This window comes from Allobosea sp. UNC402CLCol, from assembly GCF_000745475.1.
Classification (GTDB): Bacteria; Pseudomonadota; Alphaproteobacteria; order Rhizobiales; family Beijerinckiaceae; genus Allobosea; species Allobosea spartocytisi.
Window position 1 is genome coordinate 644,612 of record NZ_JQJJ01000009.1, and the last position, 20,734, is coordinate 665,345.

Annotated in this window: 21 protein-coding genes; 5 read left to right on the plus strand and 16 right to left on the minus strand. The window is 67.1% G+C overall.

Features of this window, described 5'->3' with window-relative positions:
* Window positions 1–25 precede the first annotated feature (25 nt).
* From GY40_RS10285 to GY40_RS10300, 4 genes are all read left to right on the plus strand, one after another.
* Window positions 26–1,216 carry an extracellular solute-binding protein gene (locus GY40_RS10285; RefSeq protein ID WP_038361508.1) on the plus strand — a complete coding sequence of 397 codons (1,191 nt, stop codon included), beginning with the start codon at window positions 26–28 and terminating at the stop codon, window positions 1,214–1,216.
* Between the two features lie 121 nt (window positions 1,217–1,337).
* Window positions 1,338–2,405, plus strand: a complete 1,068-nt coding sequence (locus GY40_RS10290; protein WP_191123314.1) for an ABC transporter ATP-binding protein — start codon at window positions 1,338–1,340, stop codon at window positions 2,403–2,405.
* Window positions 2,402–3,292, plus strand: coding sequence for an ABC transporter permease (locus GY40_RS10295; RefSeq protein ID WP_038361512.1), 891 nt, complete (start codon window positions 2,402–2,404; stop codon window positions 3,290–3,292). Before GY40_RS10290 ends, GY40_RS10295 begins: the two co-directional genes overlap by 4 nt.
* A 4-nt stretch (window positions 3,293–3,296) precedes the next feature.
* A complete protein-coding gene (locus GY40_RS10300; RefSeq protein WP_038361514.1) occupies window positions 3,297–4,127 on the plus strand; it encodes an ABC transporter permease in 831 nt (276 codons plus the stop codon).
* A 10-nt stretch (window positions 4,128–4,137) separates the two neighbouring features.
* Here GY40_RS10300 and GY40_RS10305 read toward each other — a convergent pair whose 3' ends face one another.
* Window positions 4,138–4,578: a PPC domain-containing DNA-binding protein gene (locus GY40_RS10305; RefSeq protein WP_038361516.1), complete on the minus strand. Its 441-nt coding sequence runs from the start codon at window positions 4,576–4,578 to the stop codon at window positions 4,138–4,140.
* 141 nt (window positions 4,579–4,719) lie between these two features.
* Here GY40_RS10305 and dusA point away from each other — a divergent pair, with 141 nt between their 5' ends.
* Window positions 4,720–5,715 carry a tRNA dihydrouridine(20/20a) synthase DusA gene (dusA, locus tag GY40_RS10310; protein ID WP_081925299.1) on the plus strand — a complete coding sequence of 332 codons (996 nt, stop codon included), beginning with the start codon at window positions 4,720–4,722 and terminating at the stop codon, window positions 5,713–5,715.
* A gap of 48 nt (window positions 5,716–5,763) precedes the next feature.
* Here the strand turns inward: dusA and GY40_RS10315 are convergent, their stop codons facing one another.
* From GY40_RS10315 to GY40_RS10385, 15 genes are all read right to left on the minus strand, one after another.
* Entirely contained in the window at window positions 5,764–6,636 is an 873-nt protein-coding gene (locus GY40_RS10315; RefSeq protein WP_051987740.1) for a MipA/OmpV family protein, read from the minus strand.
* The gene (locus tag GY40_RS10320; protein ID WP_038361518.1) at window positions 6,633–8,012 is read right to left on the minus strand and encodes a sigma-54-dependent transcriptional regulator; all 1,380 of its coding nucleotides are present in this window, start codon (window positions 8,010–8,012) and stop codon (window positions 6,633–6,635) included. Before GY40_RS10320 ends, GY40_RS10315 begins: the two co-directional genes overlap by 4 nt.
* The gene (locus GY40_RS10325; RefSeq protein ID WP_038361520.1) at window positions 8,009–9,739 is read right to left on the minus strand and encodes a sensor histidine kinase; all 1,731 of its coding nucleotides are present in this window, start codon (window positions 9,737–9,739) and stop codon (window positions 8,009–8,011) included. The genes GY40_RS10320 and GY40_RS10325 overlap by 4 nt, the downstream gene beginning before the upstream one ends.
* 158 nt (window positions 9,740–9,897) lie before the next feature.
* Window positions 9,898–10,326: a DUF2147 domain-containing protein gene (locus GY40_RS10330; RefSeq protein ID WP_038361522.1), complete on the minus strand. Its 429-nt coding sequence runs from the start codon at window positions 10,324–10,326 to the stop codon at window positions 9,898–9,900.
* Window positions 10,307–10,714, minus strand: coding sequence for an EamA family transporter (locus GY40_RS10335; RefSeq protein WP_051987741.1), 408 nt, complete (start codon window positions 10,712–10,714; stop codon window positions 10,307–10,309). The genes GY40_RS10330 and GY40_RS10335 overlap by 20 nt, the downstream gene beginning before the upstream one ends.
* Complete coding sequence (locus GY40_RS10340) at window positions 10,711–11,871, minus strand: GNAT family N-acetyltransferase (protein ID WP_051987742.1); 1,161 nt, start codon at window positions 11,869–11,871, stop codon at window positions 10,711–10,713. The genes GY40_RS10335 and GY40_RS10340 overlap by 4 nt, the downstream gene beginning before the upstream one ends.
* Window positions 11,868–12,722: an alpha/beta hydrolase gene (locus GY40_RS10345; protein WP_197062719.1), complete on the minus strand. Its 855-nt coding sequence runs from the start codon at window positions 12,720–12,722 to the stop codon at window positions 11,868–11,870. The genes GY40_RS10340 and GY40_RS10345 overlap by 4 nt, the downstream gene beginning before the upstream one ends.
* A 10-nt stretch (window positions 12,723–12,732) precedes the next feature.
* The gene (locus GY40_RS27940) at window positions 12,733–13,095 is read right to left on the minus strand and encodes an EamA family transporter (RefSeq protein WP_038361524.1); all 363 of its coding nucleotides are present in this window, start codon (window positions 13,093–13,095) and stop codon (window positions 12,733–12,735) included.
* Window positions 13,092–14,003 carry an arginase family protein gene (locus tag GY40_RS27945; RefSeq protein ID WP_197062720.1) on the minus strand — a complete coding sequence of 304 codons (912 nt, stop codon included), beginning with the start codon at window positions 14,001–14,003 and terminating at the stop codon, window positions 13,092–13,094. Before GY40_RS27945 ends, GY40_RS27940 begins: the two co-directional genes overlap by 4 nt.
* A gap of 29 nt (window positions 14,004–14,032) precedes the next feature.
* Window positions 14,033–15,475, minus strand: coding sequence for an aspartate aminotransferase family protein (locus tag GY40_RS10360; RefSeq protein ID WP_038361529.1), 1,443 nt, complete (start codon window positions 15,473–15,475; stop codon window positions 14,033–14,035).
* Window positions 15,468–16,160: an MtnX-like HAD-IB family phosphatase gene (locus tag GY40_RS10365; protein ID WP_197062721.1), complete on the minus strand. Its 693-nt coding sequence runs from the start codon at window positions 16,158–16,160 to the stop codon at window positions 15,468–15,470. Before GY40_RS10365 ends, GY40_RS10360 begins: the two co-directional genes overlap by 8 nt.
* 321 nt (window positions 16,161–16,481) lie before the next feature.
* Window positions 16,482–17,231, minus strand: coding sequence for an SDR family NAD(P)-dependent oxidoreductase (locus tag GY40_RS10370; protein WP_038361532.1), 750 nt, complete (start codon window positions 17,229–17,231; stop codon window positions 16,482–16,484).
* Window positions 17,231–18,520, minus strand: coding sequence for an ABC transporter substrate-binding protein (locus GY40_RS10375; protein ID WP_038361535.1), 1,290 nt, complete (start codon window positions 18,518–18,520; stop codon window positions 17,231–17,233). Before GY40_RS10375 ends, GY40_RS10370 begins: the two co-directional genes overlap by 1 nt.
* Before the next feature lie 57 nt (window positions 18,521–18,577).
* Window positions 18,578–19,873: an ABC transporter substrate-binding protein gene (locus tag GY40_RS10380; RefSeq protein WP_038361537.1), complete on the minus strand. Its 1,296-nt coding sequence runs from the start codon at window positions 19,871–19,873 to the stop codon at window positions 18,578–18,580.
* Complete coding sequence (locus tag GY40_RS10385; protein WP_051987743.1) at window positions 19,845–20,636, minus strand: FadR/GntR family transcriptional regulator; 792 nt, start codon at window positions 20,634–20,636, stop codon at window positions 19,845–19,847. Before GY40_RS10385 ends, GY40_RS10380 begins: the two co-directional genes overlap by 29 nt.
* Between the last annotated feature and the right edge of the window lie 98 nt (window positions 20,637–20,734).

A 20,734-nucleotide genomic window follows, 5' to 3' on the forward strand; every position in this document is an offset into this window, starting at 1 on the left:
GAAATCCGCATCTGGAGGAGAAACCATGGCTTACGACAGCATCAACAGGCGTCATTTCATCGGCGGTGTCGCCGGTCTCGGCCTTGCCGCCCAGGCGCCCGGCGCCTTTGCGCAGCAGCTCAAGCTGCCGGCATCGCCGGTCACGATCAGTGTCATCGATGTCGGCGGCGCCCTGGCGCTGGTCCAGACGCCGATGGAAAACTTCCCCAAGATGAAGCCCAAGCTCGCTTCGCGCATGGTCTTCACCAAGGCTCCGGCTCCCGAGTTGCCGTCGAAGATCAAGGCTCAGCAGAGCGCCGGCCGCGTCGACATCGACATGGTCATCGGTGGCCTGGACGTGCTGTCGGCCGGCATCGAGCAGAAGCTGTGGGTCGAATTGCTGCCACGCTTCGCGGGCGAGCTGCCGAAGCCCGAGGACATCTACCTCGCGCCCGCTCTCGCGATGCACAATCTCGGGCAGGGGCAGGGCATGGCGATGGTCTACTACCCGTCCGGGCCGCTGCTCGAATACATGCCCGACCGGGTCAAGACCCCGCCGACCACGGCCGAGGAATTGCTGGCCTGGACCAAGCAGAACAAGAACCGCTTCTTCTACGGACGCCCGGCCAATTCCGGCCCCGGCCGCACCTGGCTCATGGGCCTGCCCTACATCCTCGGCGACAAGGATCCGAAGGATCCCGAGAAGGGCTGGGACAAGACCTGGGCCTATCTCAAGGAGCTGGGCGAAAACATCGAGTACTACCCCGGCGGCACCGGCCAGACGATGAAGGAGCTCGGCGACGGCACGCGCGACATCATCGTCAGCACCACGGGCTGGGACATCAACCCGCGCGTCCTCGGCATCGTGCCCAAGGAAGCCAAGGTCCAGACGCTGAAGGGCTTCCACTGGGTGACCGACGCCCAGTACATGATGATCCCGAAGGGCGTCTCCGACGAGAAGCTCGCCGTGCTGCTCGATCTGGTCCGCCACATGCTCACGCCGGAGCAGCAGGCCTATACCTATGATGAGGGCTATTTCTATCCGGGTCCGGCGGTGAAGGACGTGCCGCTCTCGATGGCGCCGGAATCGAGCCAGAAGGCGATCAAGGAATACGGCCGGCCCGAATACGACAAGCTGATCGCCGACAACCCGATGGAAACCCCGCTCAATCCCGACAAGATGGTCATCGCCTTCCGGATCTGGGACGAGCAGGTCGGCGGCGCCAAGAAGAAGTAGGCCACGGACTGGCCGGCAGGCGCGGCCGAGGGCCGGGCCTGCCGCTTCCACATGGGGGCCTGCTCTCGCGGCGAGGGCGGCCCCGCAACGACACCGTTATCAAGACCCGGAAGCCATGACGATCAACGCAGCCTCCTTCCGCGAGCTCAAGCTCGATCGCCTGAGCCGTGACTTCGGCACGCATAACGCGCTCAAGGACGTCTCGCTGACCATCGGCAAGGGCGAGTTCATCGCCCTGCTCGGGCCTTCGGGCTGCGGCAAGTCGACCACGCTGAACCTGATCGCCGGGCTGCTGCCGGCGACCGGTGGCGGCATCTGGCTCGACGACAAGCGCATCGACCCGTTGCGGCCGGAAGAGCGCGGCTTCGGCATGGTCTTCCAGAACTATGCGCTATTCCCGCATATGACGGTGGCGAAGAACATCGGCTTCGGCCTCAAGATGCGCGGCGTGGCCAAGGCCGAGATCGACAAGCGCGTCGCCGAGGCGGTCGCGCTGGTGCGCCTGCAGGGCCAGACCGCGAAGCTGCCCGGCCAGCTCTCCGGCGGCCAGCAGCAGCGCGTCGCTATCGCCCGCGCCATCGTCGTCGAGCCGCCGCTCGTGCTGATGGACGAGCCGCTCTCCAATCTCGACGCCAAGCTGCGCCTCGAGATGCGCGCCGAGATCCGCCGCATCCACAACACCCTCGGCGCGACCACGATCTACGTCACCCACGACCAGGAGGAGGCGCTCTCGCTCGCCGACCGCATCGTCGTGCTGCGCGACGGCGTGGTCCGCCAGGTCGGCACGCCCGAGGATCTGTTCTCGCGCCCTGACCATCTCGACGTCGCCGAGTTCATGGGCTTCCGCAACAAGGTCAAGGGCACGGTCGCCACGGTGACCGAGGGCCACGCCACGGTCGCGGTTAGCGAGGCGCAACTCTCCGGCCGCACCCGCAACGCGGTTTCTGCCGGCGGCGCTGCCTGGCTCGCCATCCGCCCTGAGGATCTCCATCCTGTGGCGGCCGGTCAGCCCGGCCTCAAGGCGCAGGTGGTCTCGACCGAGTTCCGCGGCCGCGAATTCGTCGGCTTCGCCCGCATGGCGGATGGAACGGACCTGTCCTTCCTCGCCCATGACAAGCTGTCGCCCGGCGAGGCGGTCACGCTCGCCGCCGACGCCGACCGCGTCCTCGTCTATGGAGAGGCGGCGTGAGCGCGGAAGCCACCTCCATCCCGCTGAAGCAGCGGCTGGCGGCGCGCGGGCTCGACGGGCTGACGCTGCTCGTCGTGCCGGCGATCCTGTTCCTGCTGGCGCTGTTCATCTACCCGTTCCTTTACGGGCTCATCCTCTCCTTCGAGCCGAAGGCGGGCGGAGCGCTGTCGAACTACCAGCGCTTCTTCTCCGATTCCTTCCTCTACGGCACGATCGCGACGACCCTCTGGCTCGCTTTGCCGGTGACGGTCGCGACGCTGGGGCTCGCCATCCCGATCGCCTTCCGCGTCCGGCTGATGCAGAACCAGCGCCTGCTCACCACCATCCTGGTGATCCCGATCACGCTGGGGACGGTGCTCGTCGCCGAGGGCCTTTTGAACTATCTCGGCCCGCAAGGCTGGTTCAACCGGACCTTGATGACGCTCGGCCTCATCTCGACGCCGGTGAAGCTGCTGCACAACTACTGGGGCGTGATGCTCTCGCTGGTCATCACCGGCTTCCCCTTCACCTTCCTGCTGACGCTGTCCTACCTGTCAGGCATCGACCCGGCGCTGGAGAATGCCGGCGCGACGCTGGGGGCAGGGCCCTGGGAGCGCTTCAAGCACATCCTCTTCCCGCTGCTGCTGCCCGGTCTGGCGATCACCTTCTGCCTGAGCTTCGTGCAGGCCTTCTCGGTCTTCCCCTCGGCGGTGCTGCTCGGCGCCCCGGCCGGCCCGACCCGCGTCATCTCGATCGCGGCCTATCAGGCGGCCTTCGAGGAATACGATTACTCCATGGCCTCGGCAGTGGCGATGATCATGGCGGCGGTTCAGCTCGCCATCGTCGTCGCGGTGCTGGCGGCGCGCGGCCTGCTCTATCGCGGCCCGGCCGGCGGCGGAAAGGGCTGAGCCGATGATCAAGGACACCCGTATCTCGACGAAGCTCTGGGCGGCCGCGAACTGGGCGCTGATCGGCTTCTTCATCATCAACCTGTTCGGCATGATCGCGACGGTGGTGACCTCCTCCTTCGCCACACGCTGGCTCGGCACCTGGCTGCCGGCCGACTGGACGACGCGCTGGTATGCGGCCGCCTGGTCGGAATTCCAGCTCCATGACGTGCTGTTCGTCACCTTCCAGATCGTCTTCCTGGTGGTGGTGATCTCGGGGCTGATCGGCGTGCCGGCGGCCTATGCGCTGGCGCGGCGGGACTTCCCGGGCAAGAAGCTCGTCATGCTGCTCTTCCTGCTGCCACTCCTGGTGCCGCCGATCACCTTCGGCATCCCGCTGGCGACGGTGCTCTACCAGACCGGCTTCGCCGGCCAGATGTCGGGCGTGGTGCTGGCGAACCTTGTGCCGACCGTGCCCTTCGTCATCCTGGTGATGATCCCCTTCATCGAGCAGATCGACACCAAGATCGAACAGGCGGCGCGTGTCTTCGGCGCCAACACCTTCAAGCTCTTCGTGCATGTGCTGCTGCCGCTGCTGACGCCCGGCATCCTGGCGGCGCTGCTGCTGGTGCTGGTGCGCACGCTCGCCATGTTCGAGCTGACCTTCCTCACGGCCGGTCCGACCAGCCAGACGCTCGTCGTCGCGCTCTACTACGCGGTCTTCGCCTCCGGCGTTCGCGCGGTGCAGTCGATCGACGCCATGGCGGTGATCTACATGGTCACGACGCTGATCTGGCTCATCATCGCGCTGCGCTTCGTCAACCCGACCCAGATCGTCGCCCGCGCCAAGAGGTGAGGGCGGCGCGCTAGCCGAGATCGATCAGCGCGATGCCGAGTTCCGGGCGCTTGCGGCGGCACAGCTCCGCAGGTGCCTCGGTGATCGTCACTTCCAGCGTCGGCCTCACGGTCCCGCGCAGGAAGTGACCACCCCGGGTCGAGCCGTCGCGCAGGCCCAGCACGGCGTGCAGATGGAGGCTCGGTTCGTCGTTCTCGTCGCGGGCGATGTCGCCGAGAAGGCTCAGCACCTCGCTCTGCTCATCGACCGGAATTTCGCGATAGGTCTTGGCCGGCAGGTCGAACCAGCCGACGACCGCCTTCTGGAAGGCGCCGATGGCGCTGACCGATGCTCCACTCAGGCCCTGCTGGTCGGCGAAGCGGGTCAGCGTCTCGAATGCCTCCTCGCCAGCGTCCAGGATCACCACGAAGCGGCGCGTGCCGCCTTGCTCGCCGACTTGCCTGAAATTCATGAGCGAACCTCCTGACGGGCCAACGCGGCGGCCGGGTTTTTGATCCGCAGCGGCCTGGCCGGCATCTCGCGCCGTCGCGGCAAATGAGGTATGAGCGCCGACCGCTTGCGATGACGCGCGCGCCACCCATCTCACGGAAACATGACGCAGTTCTCGCCCTTTCGCTTCTCCATCGCGCCTATGATGGATTGGACAGATCGCCACTGCCGGACGATCCATCGCCTGATGTCGCGCCATGCGCTGCTCTACACCGAGATGGTGACGGCGCAGGCGGTGATCCACGGCAACCGCGAGCGCTTGATCGGCTTCGACGCGATGGAGCACCCCGTCGCGCTCCAGCTCGGCGGCAACGATCCGAAGCTTCTGGCCGAGGCGGCGCGCATCGGCGCCGAATTCGGCTATGGCGAGATCAACCTGAATTGCGGCTGCCCCTCCGACCGCGTCCAGGGCGGCGCTTTCGGCGCCTGCCTGATGCGCGAGCCGGCGCTGGTCGGCGATTGCGTCGCGGCGATGAAGGCAGCGGTCGCGATCCCCGTCACGGTGAAATGCCGCATCGGCGTCGACGATCAGGACCCGGAAATCGCGCTCGATGCCCTGACCGCGGCGGTTCGCGCGGCGGGCGTCGATGCGCTGATCGTCCATGCCCGAAAAGCCTGGCTGCAGGGCCTCTCGCCCAAGGAGAACCGCGAGATTCCGCCGCTCGATTATGAGCGCGCCTACCGCCTCAAGGCCGCCAATCCCGATCTGCCGGTGGCGATCAATGGCGGCATCAAGGCTCCGGCCGAGTGGGTCCCGCATCTGGAGAGGCTCGACGGCGTCATGGTCGGCCGCGAGGCCTATCAGAATCCGGAAATCCTGCTCCAGGTCGATCCGCTGCTGTTCGGGCAGGCACCGCCGGTCGCCGACGCCTTCGCGATGCTGGAAGCGCTGGAGCCCCATCTCGCCGCGCATCTGGAGCGAGGCGGGCGGCTGCATGCCTTTACGCGCCATCTCGTCGGGCTGTTCCCCGGCCGTCCGGGCGCACGCCTCTTCCGCCGCCATCTCGCCGAGCATTGCGTCGCAGCCGGCGCCGGGCTCGCCGATCTGCGTGCCGCCACCGCGCATGTCTCGCGCCACGAGACGGCGGCGGCCGCCTGATCGATATGGCGCCCGCTTGAGTGGCAGGCCCGCTCGATCGGAATCCGGCTAACCGCCGACCTGGAACGAATAGCTCAGCGTCGTGCCGAAGGTGAACTGGTCCCGGCTGCCATTGACCCGCACGAGAGGGGAGCCCGCCGCCTCGTCCAGGAGCCGGTCGTAGCGCGCATAAACCGTCGTCGCCCAGTTTTCGGACCAGTCATAGGTGAGGGCCGTGGCCACGCCCGCCGATTTCGCGCCGGAGTCCGGGCGATAGGGCCTGTAGATGCCGCTCAGCGCCGCTTCTCCGGGCGTGATCCCGAAATTGCGCGTCATGTAGCTCTTACTGCCCATGCTGAAACGCGGGCCCGCCGAGAAGGTGAAGCTGCCGAAGCGCTCGACCCAGTCGGCGGAGAGATCCGCGACGACGCCGTGATGGCCGTGAAAGCCCTGCTTCACCTCGGCGCGCAAGCGGAAGCGATCCAGGACGGGCCAGAATTCGGCAAAGACGCCGGCCTCGATCGTCCAGGGCACGTCGCGCAGGCCGAAAAGTTTCCGGTCCGCGCCGGAATAGCGGCCTGACTTGTAGTCGCCGACCACGCCGACCTTGAGCCGGTCGGTGTCGTACAGGGCGAAGTCGAGCCCGTCATCGGGCGCGCTGAAGCCTTCGGCCTCCCCGACACGGCGCCAGCTCAGCGACGGCATGGGCGAGAAGCGGCGCCATTTCGAGCCCTCGAAATCGGGCTCGTATTGCAGCGAGCCGCCGATCGTGATGATCCAGCCCTTGGCGGGGGTCGGGTCGGTCAGGGCCGGCGTCGTGTCGGCGGCCCGGGCGGCGGAAAGGCCGCAGGACAGCGCGAGCAGCGAGAGCCATGCTCCGCGGCTTTGGACAAGAGGCACTCGCTTGCCGCGGCCCTTGGATACGCAGGTTGTCCGCGTCATTCGCTGGCGCTCCGGCTGAGTTTGATTCCGAGTTTCTTGATGCGGTGCCACAGGCTGCGTTCCGCAACGCCGAGCAGCCGTGCGGCCTGGACCTGCACGCCGCCGGTGCGGCGCAGAGCAGCGAGGATGAAGTCGCGCTCGATGCGTTCGAGCTCGGCATCAAGATCGCCGGGGATGCTGCCGGAATCGCCGCGGCGTGGCGACGATTCAAAGAGGTCGCGCGGCAGGTCGTGAACATCGATCGTGGGTGACTTCGCGACGATGATGGCACGCTCCACGCAGTTATGCAGTTCCCGGATGTTGCCGGGCCACTCATGGTCGGACATAGCCGAAATCGCGGCGGGCGTGAAGCCGATGACTCGCTTCCCCATGGCTTCGCTCAACTGGCCGAGAAAATGCGTGGCGAGCGTCGGAATATCCTCCCGGCGATCGCGCAGGGCGGGCAGGGCGATGGGAAAAACGTTGAGCCGGTAGAACAGATCCTCGCGGAAGCGGCCTTCCGCGACGGCCAGGCGCATGTCCTTGTGCGTGGCGGCGATGAGGCGGACATCGACCGTCTGGCTCCGGTTGGCGCCGATGGGCTCGAAGCTGCGCTCCTGGACGGCGCGCAGCAGCTTCGCCTGCACGGCCACCGGCATGTCGCCGATCTCGTCGAGGAAGAGGGTGCCGCCATCTGCCGCGGCGAAGCGGCCGATGCGGTTGGACAGCGCGCCCGTGAAGGCGCCTTTCACATGGCCGAACAGCTCGCTCTCCAGCAGCGTCTCGGGGATCGCCGCGCAGTTCACGGCGACGAAGGGCTTGTTGCGCCGGGGACTGTTGAAATGGATCGCGCGGGCGACGACCTCCTTGCCGGTGCCGCTCTCGCCGCTCAGCATCACGGTCGCGCGCGTCTCGCAGACCTCGGTGACCTGCTCGATCACCCGCCGGAAGGGCGCGCTCGAGCCGATCAGCGTCTCGAAGCTGTAGCGTCCCTCCAGCTCGCTGCGCAAACGGTCGTTGTCGCGCACGACGTCGGACAACCGCAGCGCCCGCCGGACGGTGGCGGCGACCTCATCCATCTCGAAGGGCTTGGCGATATAGTCGAAGGCGCCTTCCTTCACGAGATCGACGGCGTCGCGCACGGTCGCGAAGGCGGTGATGATCACGACGGGGATCTCGGGCCAGTGCTTGCGAACCTCCTGCAGCAGTTCGCGCCCGTCCATTACGGGGAGCCGCAGATCGGTCAGGACCAGATCGAAGCGGGCCTGTTCCAGCTCCTGCAGCGCGGCGCGGGCGTTGTCCACCGCGGTCGTGCGATAGCCGAGGTCTTCGAGGGCTGCCGCGAGCACGTCGGCGAGCCGCGCCTCGTCGTCGACAATCAGAACAGCGTGGCTCATGGCGCTTCCTTTGATCGCCAGCGCGGCAAGGTGATGCTGAAGGCGGCGCCCCGGCCTGGCTCGCTCGCGCAGGTGGCCTGGCCGCCATGGGCTTCGGCGACAGTCTGGACCTTGGCAAGGCCAAGCCCGGTACCTTTCGTCTTTGTCGTGAAGAATGGGTTGAAGATCTCGTCGCGCATCTCCGCCGGCACGCCCGCGCCCTCGTCGCGGATCGTCAGCGAGACGGTGTCGCCCTGGGCGGTGACGTCCGCATGGATCGTGCCTCCGTTCGGCATGGCGTCGATGGCGTTGAGCACGAGATTGAGACAGGCCTGATGCAACTGGTCGGGGTCGCCGCGGACCGTGGCATCGCCGCTCTCGTCGGTGACCGCGACGGAAATCTTGTGCCGCGCCAGCTCCGGCCCGGCAATCGCGGCGACGCGATCGATGATCGACCGCATCCGCAATTCGCTCGTCATCGGCGGCTTGGGATGCGCGAATTCGAGAAAGTCGCGCACCAGCGTTTCGATCCGGCGGACCTCGTCGATGACGTAGCCGAGCATCTTGTCCTCGGAGCCGGCGAGCTTCGCGCGGTTGCGGACGACCTCGGTCGAGGTCTTGATGATGCCGAGCGGGTTGCGGACCTCATGCGCGATGACCATGGCCGCCTGACCCAGCACCGACAGCCGGTCCCGGCGCCGGAGCTCGGTTTCGAGGTCGCGCAGCGCGCCGAGCTGTTCGGCCATGCTGTTGAAGCCGGCCGCGAGCTGGACGAGTTCGCGCCCTCCCGTCTCCGACACGCGCTGGCGATAATCGCCCGCGGCGATGGCCCGCACGCCGCGGGTGAGCGCGCGCAGCGGACGCACCAGGATGTCCGACATCACGATGCCGACGGCGACGGAAAGGAGGCTCCCGAACAGGAAGATGCCGAGAAAGAGGCTTTCGCGTCCGAGCTGTTCGAACAGCCCCGCCTCGCTGCGCAGGCCGACGAACGCCACCGCCGCCAATTCGCCGTCGATCCCCTGGAAGCCGATATAGACGGCCCGGTAGGTGCCCCCATCGGCCGAGGGATCGAACACCGCCTCCTGCCCGGTTGCGAGCTGGCGCCTGATCTCCTGGGGGACCGGGCTGACGCTGTCGGGATGGGTTTCCAGCACGGGTTCGAGCCGGGGCCCGAAATCGGCGAAGAGCCGGACGTTCAGGGACGTCACCACCTTGATGCTGCCGAGATAGGCTTCGTCGAGCCAGGAGCCGACCAGCACGTGCAGCGTCTGCCCTTTCACGGAGATCGTCTGGACCGCGCCTGCCATGATCCGGCGCTGGCCATTCGCCGTCATCTTGAAAATGCCCTGCTTCTCGTCCGTCGGAAGGGGCGTGATGGGCTGAAAGGGCTGCGAGGTGTAACGGATCGTCCGCTGATCGTCATAGACGGCGATCACATCGTAGCCGACCGAGTTCAGCAGGGCCGATTCCGCGTCGAAGGTCGATGACGAGCGGACATCGATGTCGGCATTGCTCTCGATGCGCTGGCCGATCACCGCCGCGACGCGCTGCGCCTCCTGCGAGGCTTCCTCGACCTCGAGCCTGAAGAAGCGCGACGTCTCCCCCAGCCACTGCTCGACATTGTCCTCGAAGGCGCTGGAAAGGAGCCAGGCGGCGACATAGGCGGACGCCAGCATCGCCGGCACGCTGACCAGCATGAACCCGATCACGAGCCGCAGTCGCAAGGTCGTCATGCGGAAGCGCACGGCTTCGCCTCCCTACCGCGCCGGACCGAAGGATTGAATCCGCTTCCCGGAAAAATCGAACGCGAAAACAAACTGATAGGTCGCCGTTTCAGCGCCCTGTCGGACGCCCGGCGACCCCGACGGCAGACGGTCCCGCTGCGTGTGGCGGAACCGCCGCTTCATCGCTGCCGCGTCCAGAGATCGTCGTCGCAGACGAGGCCGCCGAGCACGCAGCCGCGGATCTCCAGGGTATCCGGCCCTTTCGGCGAAAGGGTCGTGCGATAGCTCTTGCCGTCTTCCGGATTGTAGCCGGTCCCGGTCAGGACGCCGGACGTGTCGGGCTTGAAGTCGCTGAGGACCTGCAGCCCGAGCAGCGGGCGCTCGCGCAGCTTCGGATCGGGATTAAAGCGGTCGACGTGAGGCTGCTTCAGCCAGACGATCTTGCCGCACAGGGCCGGGCCGCAGCGGCTGATCGCGATCTCCGACACGCCATCCGAGTCGCGCCAACGTCCGATGACCTCGCCGGTGCTGTCGGCCCGGGCTGGCAGCGACATCAGCGCCGCGGCAATCAGCAGGGCATGTGACAGCTTAGGAATCGGCATCGTCATTCTTCTCTCCGAGGGCGACCACGCCGGCCAGGATCAGCGCGATGCCGATGCTGCGGGTGAGGTCGATGCGCTCGCCGAACGCGAGCCAAGCGAACAGCGGAACCGTGACATAAGCGAGGCCGGTCATCGGGAAGGCCCGGCTCAGCGGCATGTCGCGCAGGATCGCCATCCAGACGACGAAGGTGCCGATATAGCCTATGCAGGCGAGCCAGACACCCGGCAGGGAGATCGCCTTCGCGATCATGGCGAGGCCGAAATCCATGTCGCCGAGTCCGTCCGCGCCCCATTTGAAGGCGAGCTGCGTGCCGGTATCGAGCACGATGAAGGCCGTCCAGATCGCGATCTGGCGCCAGCGGGACGGCTGTAGGGTCGGGGCGACGGCGCTCATGCGGCGCTCCTTCTGGCCATGGCCGCGAGATCGGGGTCGAAGCGCGCGAAGGAAAGATGCGGGCTGAGCTTGCGCATGGCCCATTGCAGCGGCGCGGCGCGATGCCGGAAGCGGATGGTGGACGGCACCAGCCGGCTGCCGAAGCGCAGCTTCGCGGCATAGGCCGTCTGCCCGCTCTGCAGCAGCTTGATGCGCCGCTCCAGGCAGAAGCGCACATTCGCCATCCAGCTCACGGCGTAGAGATTGTGCTCGCGGCCGAGCGGGTAGCGCATGCCCAGGAACTTGTCGATCACGCGGTCGGCCTCGACCAGCAGCAGGTTGAAGGCGGCGAGTTCCGCGCCGATCCAGTAGAGCGCGAAGACGACCCGCGCGCCGAGCGCCTGCGACAGGCCGCTGAAATAGCCGGGCGGCAGCACTTCGAGGTCGCCATAGTCGAGGCCGCTCTGTTGCCGGGTCGATTCGTAGAGCGCGTCGATCTCGGCTTCGAGGCCGGCGATGTCGCCGCGGAACTCGATGCGGACCTGATCCGCCTTGGCGAGCTTGCGGCGGATGTCCTTGCGCGTCGACCCCGAGAGCGAGGCGAGGTAGCCGGCCTCGTCGGCGAAGGGCAGGTCGAGCACCGCGATCGGCAGGCTGCCGAGCTCCGCGAAGCCCTGTGCGCCGAGAAGCGGGCCGAGCAGGGCGTCCTCAGCGGGGGCGAGATCCTTCCAGGCCACGATATGCGCGCGCTCGGTCGCGGCGCTGGCGGCGAGCGTCTCGACCATGACGCGGCAGGCCTGCTGGCGGGCTGCGTCGTCGAGGCGAGGGGCGAAGCCGACATGGCAGCGTTCGGCATAGGGCGAGCCGACGCAGAGCACCCGCAGCGTCATCAGCCCGGGCAGGCGGCGGAAGACGGCCTCGCCGAGCGCACGCAGCGGCCCCTGGAGCGGTGTGTCCAGACGGTAGTCGAGGCGGAAGAACGGCGCGACCGCGACGACACCCTGCGCATCCGAGACGGTGACGGCAAGGCTGCGGATACCGACGGCCGAGACCGCCGCGGCCGTCTCGCAGGCGGCATAATAGGCATGGCACTCGGCCTCATGCGGCAGGCAGGCGTCCCAGGCCGCGCTCTCGACCTCTGCGATGCTGCCTGCGATCTGGCCGGTCAGGCCGGTCATGGGGCCGCGACGGCGCGCAGGAGCACCGTCTTGTTTTCGGCCTCATGGGCGGCTTCGAGCCGGGCCGCGAGTGCGACCGAGCGCTCCACGACGATGTCGCGCTGCTGGTCGATGGTGACGAGATGGTAGCTGTCGTCGAGGACGACCGCATCGACGAGGCCGCCGAGGCGGCGCTGGATATGGAAGGCGTTGGAGAGGCTCGCGATGTCGTCCTCGCGGGGATGGACGAGCAGGGCCGGGCAGCGGATCGAGGGCATCTGGCGGCGCGTCAGCGCGATGAGCTGCCACATCTGCTGCAAGGCGCGGGAAGGGGTCGTCAGCAGCCCCGCCTGCGTGCTGTCGCCGCTGCTCATCGCGCCCATGATCACCTGGCGGGTTCGCGGGTCCTTGATGCCGTAGGGCTCGCGTTCGGCGAAGCTGTAGCGCCGACCCATCGGCGTGTTGATCAGCCATTTGAGCAGGAAGGCATAGCGCGGGATCGACCAGCCGTCATACCAGAGCGTCGGCGCATAGAGCGCGAGGCCGGCGACGTCGGCGGGGCGCTCGGCCGCGATATGCATCGCCATCACCGCGCCCATCGAGAGCCCGCCGACGATGATGCGGTCGCAGGATTCTTTCATGCGGTCGAGTTCGGCGAGCACGCTCGCCACCCAGTCGCGCCAGCTCGTGGCGAGCAGGTCGGCCTCCGTGCCGCAATGGCCGGCGAGCTGCGGGCAATTCACGGTGTAGCCCGAGCGGTGGATCGCCCGCGCCACCAGCCTGAGCTCGACGGGGGTTCCGCCCAGCCCGTGGATGAGCAGGAACCCGGTGCGGTTGCCGGCGTAGCGCAGGCTATGGTCCTGAATGGTCACGGGCGCGGTCTCAGGCGGTTTGGGCGACGACAATGACGCCGCAGGTGATGAGGAAGGCGCCGAGCCATTGCCGGCGGCCGACACGCTCGCCGAGAAGCACGGCGCTGGCGAGCGCGATGGCGAGGAAGTTGGCGCTGGCGATCGGGAAGGCGATCGAAAGCGGCACCTCCGCCAGGATGCGCAGCCAGATGAAGAACTCGGCGACATAGGTGGCAAGGCCGGCGGTGACCCAGCCGCAGCGAAGCGCCGCCACGGCGGTGGTCCGGAAATCGGCGCCTTGCGGCAGCCTGTCGGCGCCGATCTTGAAGCAGAGCTGGCCCGCGACGTCGCAGGCCACCGAGAGCACGAACCAGAAGATGATCCAAGGCGTCATGACAGCACCGTCTCGAAGCAGTCGATCAGGGCCGCATTGACGCGCGCATTGCGGGCGAGTGTCCCGGGCTCCGGCTTCAGGCCTTTGGGGTGATCGAAATAGGCGAGCGTCGCGCGGAACGGATCGGTGAAGCGCGGCTTGGACCAGTCGCCGCAGACATCGATGCCGCGGATCGCGCGCGCGGAGGCCAGGCGCTGGACCGCGCGCAGCAGATGCGTCAGCGGCATCTCGCCCTGGTCCCAGTTGGTGAAGGCGTCTTCGGGGCCGAGCACATCCTTGTCGATGGTCAGCCAGATGGCGCGGGTCGGGATCGCCTCGACGAGCTCGTCGAGGAAGTCCGACCAATCCTCCTCGGCGAGATTGCGCCAGTGGAGATGGCCGCCTTCCTGCCGATAGCATGCCGTCCGCCCGTAGCGCCCCCAGACGCGCGAGGGCTCGTGACGCCAGGGGTAGAGCGCGATCCGCCCATCGCGGACGGCAGCGAGATTGGCGAATTGCAGCTCGGGCCGGACGAGGTCGTCGCTGCAGGGGCCGATCGTCACGACCTTGCGCACATGCGGCAGCTCCAGCGCCCGGTTGACCCAGGCGCCGCAATTGACCGTGGCGGGGAAACGCACCCAGTCGGGATGGTTATCGAAATGGACGATGGTCACGTCCTCCTCGACGCCAGAGACGAGGCTGGCGGTCAAGTGGTGAAAGTCCCCGGACCCGTAAAAGGTCACCGTGATCTCCCGCCCGCTGCCGGCATCGGGTGCGAGCCGGGAAGCGAGGCTTTGCAGCGCGTCCCGGCTCGCCACGATCCGCAGGCGGCAGGCAAGGTCGGCAGCATCGATGCGGGTTGCGGCCCCCGCATCGATGCGCCGGCGCAGCGGCTCCTGAGCCGCCACGCCTGCGTCGAGATCGATCACGCGCAATCGCAAGGTGGCCTCTGCGGCGTTCAGGCCGTTGCGACGCGGGTGAAGAGCTGGTCTAGCAGCGCAATCGCCAGATCGATCTCGGCGTAGCTCATGGTCAGTGCGGGCGCGAGCGTGATCACGTTCTTGTAGTAGCCGCCGATATCGAGGACGAGGCCGTAGCGCTTCCCAGCGATCTCGAGATCGGCCTTCATGCCCTCGTCGCACATCAGATCGACCAGGCGCTTGGAGGGCGTGTAGCTGTCGTGCGGCTCGCAGATCTCGATGCGCAGCGCCATGCCGAGGCCGTCGACTTCGCCGACGATCTTGTGGCGCTTCTGAAGATCCTTGAGGCCGTCGAGGAAATACGCGCCCTTGGCCATGACCATGGTCTCGTAGTCTTCCTCCTCCATCATCTTCATCGCCTCGAGCGCCACGGCGGTGCCGAGCGGGTTGGCGTTGAAGGTGGAGTGGGTCGAGCCGGGCGGGAACACCGTCGGGTTGATCAGCGCTTCCTTGGCCCAGACGCCCGAAAGCGGGTTCAGCCCGTTGGTCACGGCCTTGCCGAAGACGATCACGTCCGGCGTCACGCCGAAATGCTCGATCGACCAGAGCTTGCCGGTCCGGTAGAAGCCCATCTGGATCTCGTCGACGACCATCAGGATGCCGTGGTCGTCGAGCACCTTCTTCAGACCGGTGAAGAAGTTCGGCGGCGGGATGACGTAACCGCCCGTGCCCTGCAGCGGCTCGACATAGAAGGCGGCGTATTCGGCCTGGCCGACCTTGGGGTCCCATACGCCATTGTACTCGCTCTCGAAGAGTCGCGCGAACTGCTGCACGCAGTGCTCGCCATACTCCTCCTTGCTCATGCCCTTCGGGCCCCGGAAATGATAGGGGAAGGGGATGAAGTGGGCGCGCTCGCCGAAATGGCCGAAGCGGCGGCGATAACGGTAGGACGAGGTGATGGCGGAGGCGCCGAGCGTGCGGCCGTGATAGCCGCCCTCGAAGGCGAACATCAGGCTCTTGCCGTTGGAGGCGTTGCGCACGAGCTTGAGCGAATCCTCGACCGCCTGCGCGCCGCCGACATTGAAGTGAACCCGGCCCTTGGCGCCGAACTTGGCTTCCGCGTCCTTGGCGATCATCGCCGCGAGCTCGATCTTCTCGCGGTGGAGATACTGGCTCGCGACCTGCGGCAGCGTGTCGATCTGGCGCTTCAGCGCATTGTTGAGGCGCGGATTGGCGTAGCCGAAATTGACCGCCGAATACCACATCTGCAGGTCGAGGAAGCGGTTGCCCGCCGCATCGAGCATGAAGGAACCCTCGCAGCCCGAGAAGATCTTGGGGAACTGCGTGTAGTGGACGGTGTCGCCATGCGAGCAGTACTCCGCCTCGAGCGCGAGCAGGCGCGCTTCTTCCGCCGCGAGGCTGGCGCGCGATGCCGCTTGCACCGCATCGGCGGTGGCGAGCCGGGGGAATCCGTCATCCATCGATCTTGTCCTTGAGTTCTGTATGTTCCTCGGGCACGACAGTGCCGGCGAGGACGCCCTCCAGCAGGCTGATGGCCTCGGAGAAGACGGTAAAGGGCCTGTGGGCGATGCCGTTCTCGCGGCAATGCGAAACCAGGCTGTTCTTGGCGAAGACCATGTCGGCCTGGGCCGCCACGCAGAAATCCGAGCGCCCATCCCCGACGAGCAGGGTCAGTGGCCGGCTGAGATTGCTCGCGACCCGGCATTTGCAGGTGCCGCTCGCGCAGCCGCCGGACGGGTCGGCATGCGGCGAATCCAGCCGCCAGCGATCGCCGCCGATCGATTCCAGATGGTTGGCGATGATCGTCAGGTCGCCGAGACCGGCCTTGCGCATGATCCGGCGGATCGTCCGATCCAGCCCGTCGGAAACGACGGTGACGGGGATGCCGTGATGCTGGCAGAGATGGACGAAAGCGGCGAAGGCCCAGTCGATCTCGAGGCTTTCGACGAAGGTGTCGAACACGTCGGGCGAGACGCGCAGCAGGGCGACCTGCCGCGCCATGCACTCCCGCGAGCCGATATGGCCCGCGGTCCACTCTGCTTCGATCTCTTCCCAGCCCGGCGCGGCGAAGCGCTGAAGGACACTGTCGGTCGTATCACGGCGCGAGATCGTGCCGTCGAAATCAATGATGGCCTGCCACTGCATGCGTATGCGCTCCGGAACCGTGCGCATAGCGCAAGCGGTGTGCCAAACCTTACATCGTTGTCATATATAAGTTTTTAAGTTTGGGACAGCGTGGGGTACCTGCAAAGTTTGGAAGCGCCATCAAATTTTGTAGGGTCGTTGCAGCAAATCCCGTAGCCATGGCGAGGCCTGCTCCCTGCTGCCGGGCAGGCGGTTCCGAACGGCGATGCTCAGGGAAACAGGGCCTTTTCGCGCGGCGGGTTCCTCGATCCTTCGCACTTGCGGCAGCTGGTCGACAGCCGCCCACTAACTCTCCGCCTGCAGCAGGCGCGACGTCAACCGTCAGAGTCGCATGCCGCCATCCACCGGGATCTCGGCGCCGTTGATATAGGCGCCCTCCGGTGAGCAGAGCAGCAGCGCGATGCCCGCGCAGTCCTCGGGATTGCCGATCCGGCCCAGCGGGATGCGCGCGAGAGCCAGCTCTTCCCGGCCCGGCTGCGCGAGGATCGCGCGGTTGCGGTCGGTGCGCACGGCGCCGGGCTGGATGATGTTGAAGGTGATGTCCTGTGCCTGCGTGGTGCGGGCGAGGGTGAGGATCATGCTCGTCTGCGCGGCCTTGGTGGCGGCGTAGTAGAGGCAATCGGCATTGGCACGCGCCTCCTGCACGGAGCCGATCGTGATGACGCGGCCGAAGCCGCGGGCCTGCATGCCGGGCAGGAAGGTCTTCAGAAGCCGTGCCGTCGCATGCAGATTGACCTCGCTCTGCACGGCGAGCGCCTCGTCGCTCAAGGTATCGAGCGTCTGGCGAATCTCGGCCGAGGCGCAGAGGACGAGGATGTCGGGTGCCAGCGCTAGCCGCGCGAGCGCGGCGGCCATGCCGTCGACGGCGCCCGGCCGTGCCAGATCCGCGATGAGCGGCGTTGCCCGGCCGTCCTCGCCACCGAGCCGGCGCGCGACCGCCTCGGCCTCCTCGTCGCGGTCATGAATGACGAGGCGAGCACCCGCGCCCGCAAGCGCGGTCGCGATGGCCAGCCCGATCCCCCGCGCCGCGCCGGTGACCAGCGCGACGCGCCCCGAAAGCGGCCCCGCCATCAGCCGAGCAGCGGCTTCACGCGCGCGGTCGCGTCGTCCATCGCCTGCTGCGCGGGCTTGCGGCCGAGCACGGCAGCCTGCGTCTCCTCGACGAAGATGTCATGCGCGCGCGCCTGCTCGTCGAAGGCCGGCAGATGGATGCGCGAGGCCTTGAGCGCGGCGGCCTCGTCGGCGGCATAGGGCATCGCCGCCTTCAGCTTGTCGTCGGCATAGGTCGAGATGCGGACGGGGCCGTTGCCGTTGAGCGCCATCGCCGTCGTGCCTGCCTTGGAAGACAGGGTGCGGATGAACTCCCAGCTCAATGGCTTCTGCTTGGCGTTCTTCGGGATCATCAGCGACCAGAACTCGACCGTCGGCGCGAAGGCGACCTTGCCGGCGAGATCGGCCGCCATCGGCGGCAGCAGCGATTTGAAGCGCCCGCCATATTTGCCCTTGGACGGGTCGTTATAGGTGACGAGCCGGGCGAAGGGGTTGATCGTCATCGCGGCCCGGCCCTGCTGCATCCAGGTGGTGATCTCCTCGTTGTTCACCGTCGCGAAGTTCCGCGGCAGCACGCCGGCCTTGTAGAAATCGGCGAGGAGCGTGAGCGTCTTCACCATCGGCGGCTCGGCCGCGACGATCTTGCCGTCGGTCGTCATGTAGTCGCCGCCGAGGCAGCGGGCGAGCGTCAGGAAATTCGAGGCGAAGACGGCGGTGAAGGCGAGGCCATAGACCTGCGTGCCATCCTCGCGCTTGAAGGTGAGCTTGCGAGCGAGTTCCGTCAGCTCCTCGAAGGTCGTCGGCAGCTTGGTGATGCCTCGCTCTTCCAGCAGGGCCTCGTTGTAGATCAGGGCATTGGTCGCATGGCGGACGGGGATGCCGTGCAAGGCATCGCCGACCTTGAGCGGTGCGATCAGGCCGGGCGCGACATCGTCGAAGGCTTCGATCGGCGCCTGCTTCATCAGCGCGTCGAGCGGCTCGAAGAGCTGCAGATTGCGCGGAACCGCCCGGCCATTGACGAGATAGGCGACATCGATCGAGGTCTCCGACAGCGAAGCCTCGCGCAGCAGCCGCTCATGCACGGCATTGACATCGCCAAAGGTCACCCAATTGACCTCGGAGCCATTCGCCTTGCGAAAGCCCTCGGTGGCATCGCCGCCGGGGCCGGTGGTCGCCGCCGTCTGGTGGACGCGGTGGCCGAGCGCGGTCAGCGTCCGGGCCTGGGCGAGGGCGCCTTTGGGAAGAAGCGCCGCCGTAGCGGTCGCGCCGGCGAGGGCGCCGAACCGGCGGCGTGAAATGCGGAGCGTCATCGATGGTCCTCCGAGGTGTTGTTTCGACGCTGTCGTCACGCCGCTTTTGTCGATCGATCAGGCCGGCAGCAGCGGCTGCACGCGCTTGACCAGCGAGGCCATCGCCTCCTCGGGCGTCTTCATGCCGAGCACGGCGGCCTCCGCCTCCTCCTTGAAGAAGTCGCCGGCGCGGGCCGCCTCGTCGAAGGCCGGCAGCGGCACGCGTGCGACCTTCAAGACCTTCAGCTCCTCGGCCGCATAAGGCACGGTCCCGGCGAAGCTCTGGTCGGCATAGGTCGAGGCGCGCACCGGGCCGTTGCCGTTGAGCGCGGCTTTCAATGTCGCCTCCTTCGAGGTCATCGCCTTGATGAAGCTCCAGGCGAGGTCCTTGCGCTTGGCGTTCTTCGGGATGACCATGCCCCAGAACTCGACCTTGGCCGGAGCGGCGGCATATTTGCCGGCGAGCGTCTTCGAGGCGGGCACGGCGATCGTCTTGATCTTGCCGGGGAATTTCGACTTCTGCGGATCGTTGTAGATGCGGTTGCGGCCCATGCTCTGCAGGCTCATCGCGGCGCGGCCCTGCTGCATCCAGACATTGACGTCCTCGGGCGAGAGCGTCGCGAAGCTGCGCGGGAAGGCGTTGATCTGGAAAAGCTCGCGCAAGGTGCGGATCGCGTTCAGCATCGGCGGCTGGTCGGCGACGCATTTGAAATCGGGGGTGATGAAGTCGCCATCCCAGGCGCGGGCGAGGTCGATCACGTTGGGATAGGTCACGCCCGGCGTGCACAAGCCCACGACTTGGGTGCCGTCGCTGCGGCGATAGCTGCAGGCCTTGGCGATCTCGATCATCTCCTCGATCGTCGCCGGGGGCTTGGAGAAGCCTTTCTCGGCCAGGATCTCCTCATTGTAGTGCAGGCCGGAGGAGGCGTGGCGGAAGGGGATGGCGAGCTGCTTTCCGCCGACTTTCATGCCCTGCATCAGGCCGGGAAAGATGTCGGCGGGGTCCTCGACCGGGTCCTTCCTGAGGTAGTCGTCGAGCGGCTCGAACAAAGTCGCGGCGCGCGGCACGACCTGGGTATTGACCACGAAGCCGACATCGACCGAGCTCTCGCCCAGGCTCGCCTCGCGAAACAGCCGCTCCTGCAGCGGGCCGGTGTCGAAGGTCGTCCACTGGACGGTGACGCCGTTCTTCTGCGCCCAGTCCTTGGTGATGTCGCCGCCCTGCGCGCCGGTCGCGACCGTCTGCATGACGCGATGGGTGAAGACGTTGAACGGGTTGCTCTGCGCCCGAGCCGCGCCGCCGAGCCCGGCGAAGCTCAAACCCAGGATGCCGGCCCCGAACTGCCTACGGTCGAGCGTCGCCCTCTGGCTCATGGTGATCCTCCCTGTGGTTCGCGAGTTCCGCGATGGCGGCTTCGGCCGCTTCGAAATGCTTGTTCATGGCGGCAAAGGCCGCAGCCGGATCGCCGGCCCGGATCGCGTCGACGACGCGGACATGCCGCTCGAAGGTGCGCTGCCAGTCCGCGGGGCCACGCGCCTCGCGCGAATTGAAGATCTCCATCACCTCGCGGATCACGGGCCTGAGGCCCCGGATCTGGAAATCGAGCAGGCGGTTGCCGGATGATGCGGCGACGGCCTCGTGGAAATCGAGATCGGCCTCGATCCAGCGCGGCACATGGCCGAGCGCATCTTCCATCCGGGCGAGGATGAGGTCGAGCTTCTCGATATCCTCGGCGGTGCGGCGCTCGGCGCTGTGCGCCGCGATCGGCGGCTCCAGGATGCGGCGCAGCTCCACCGCCTCGGTCAGGCCATTGGCGCGGCCGCGCACGGCGAAGCGGTAGAAGCGGTCGAGCGGGGCGGCATCGAGCGCCTGCACCCGCGTCGGCTTGCCCTGCTGGATATGGACCACGCCCATCGCCGCGAGCTGGCGGATGGCCTCGCGGGCGATCGGCTTGCTGACACCAAAGGAGGCGGCGATGCGCGCTTCCGAGGGCAGGAAATCGCCCGGCTTGAGCCGCCCGTCATGAATCGCCTGGGTGATGCGCTGGATCACGGCATCGCCGAGACGCATCGGCACGACATCGCCTCCGGCGAAAAGGTCGTCCTCATCCAGCACGGAACGGGCGGTGTCGCTCATCAAATTCCTCCGGCGGCGATCATTGACAGATGCCGCGTTCCTTGGCAACTGTTCAACCTATCAGATAAGATGATGTCCTTCAGGGAGGACGCGAGCCC

Bases quoted from the DNA above. Each gene is read 5' to 3' on its own strand.
- GY40_RS10285 (WP_038361508.1), top strand. From the start codon at position 26: ATGGCTTACGACAGCATCAACAGGCGTCATTTCATCGGCGGTGTCGCC.
- GY40_RS10300 (WP_038361514.1), top strand. From the start codon at position 3,297: ATGATCAAGGACACCCGTATCTCGACGAAGCTCTGGGCGGCCGCGAAC.
- GY40_RS10305 (WP_038361516.1), bottom strand. From the start codon at position 4,578: ATGAATTTCAGGCAAGTCGGCGAGCAAGGCGGCACGCGCCGCTTCGTG.
- dusA (WP_081925299.1), top strand. From the start codon at position 4,720: ATGACGCAGTTCTCGCCCTTTCGCTTCTCCATCGCGCCTATGATGGAT.
- GY40_RS10315 (WP_051987740.1), bottom strand. From the start codon at position 6,636: ATGACGCGGACAACCTGCGTATCCAAGGGCCGCGGCAAGCGAGTGCCT.
- GY40_RS10320 (WP_038361518.1), bottom strand. From the start codon at position 8,012: ATGAGCCACGCTGTTCTGATTGTCGACGACGAGGCGCGGCTCGCCGAC.
- GY40_RS10330 (WP_038361522.1), bottom strand. From the start codon at position 10,326: ATGACGATGCCGATTCCTAAGCTGTCACATGCCCTGCTGATTGCCGCG.
- GY40_RS10335 (WP_051987741.1), bottom strand. From the start codon at position 10,714: ATGAGCGCCGTCGCCCCGACCCTACAGCCGTCCCGCTGGCGCCAGATC.
- GY40_RS10340 (WP_051987742.1), bottom strand. From the start codon at position 11,871: ATGACCGGCCTGACCGGCCAGATCGCAGGCAGCATCGCAGAGGTCGAG.
- GY40_RS27940 (WP_038361524.1), bottom strand. From the start codon at position 13,095: ATGACGCCTTGGATCATCTTCTGGTTCGTGCTCTCGGTGGCCTGCGAC.
- GY40_RS10360 (WP_038361529.1), bottom strand. From the start codon at position 15,475: ATGGATGACGGATTCCCCCGGCTCGCCACCGCCGATGCGGTGCAAGCG.
- GY40_RS10365 (WP_197062721.1), bottom strand. From the start codon at position 16,160: ATGCAGTGGCAGGCCATCATTGATTTCGACGGCACGATCTCGCGCCGT.
- GY40_RS10370 (WP_038361532.1), bottom strand. From the start codon at position 17,231: ATGGCGGGGCCGCTTTCGGGGCGCGTCGCGCTGGTCACCGGCGCGGCG.
- GY40_RS10375 (WP_038361535.1), bottom strand. From the start codon at position 18,520: ATGACGCTCCGCATTTCACGCCGCCGGTTCGGCGCCCTCGCCGGCGCG.
- GY40_RS10380 (WP_038361537.1), bottom strand. From the start codon at position 19,873: ATGAGCCAGAGGGCGACGCTCGACCGTAGGCAGTTCGGGGCCGGCATC.
- GY40_RS10385 (WP_051987743.1), bottom strand. From the start codon at position 20,636: ATGAGCGACACCGCCCGTTCCGTGCTGGATGAGGACGACCTTTTCGCC.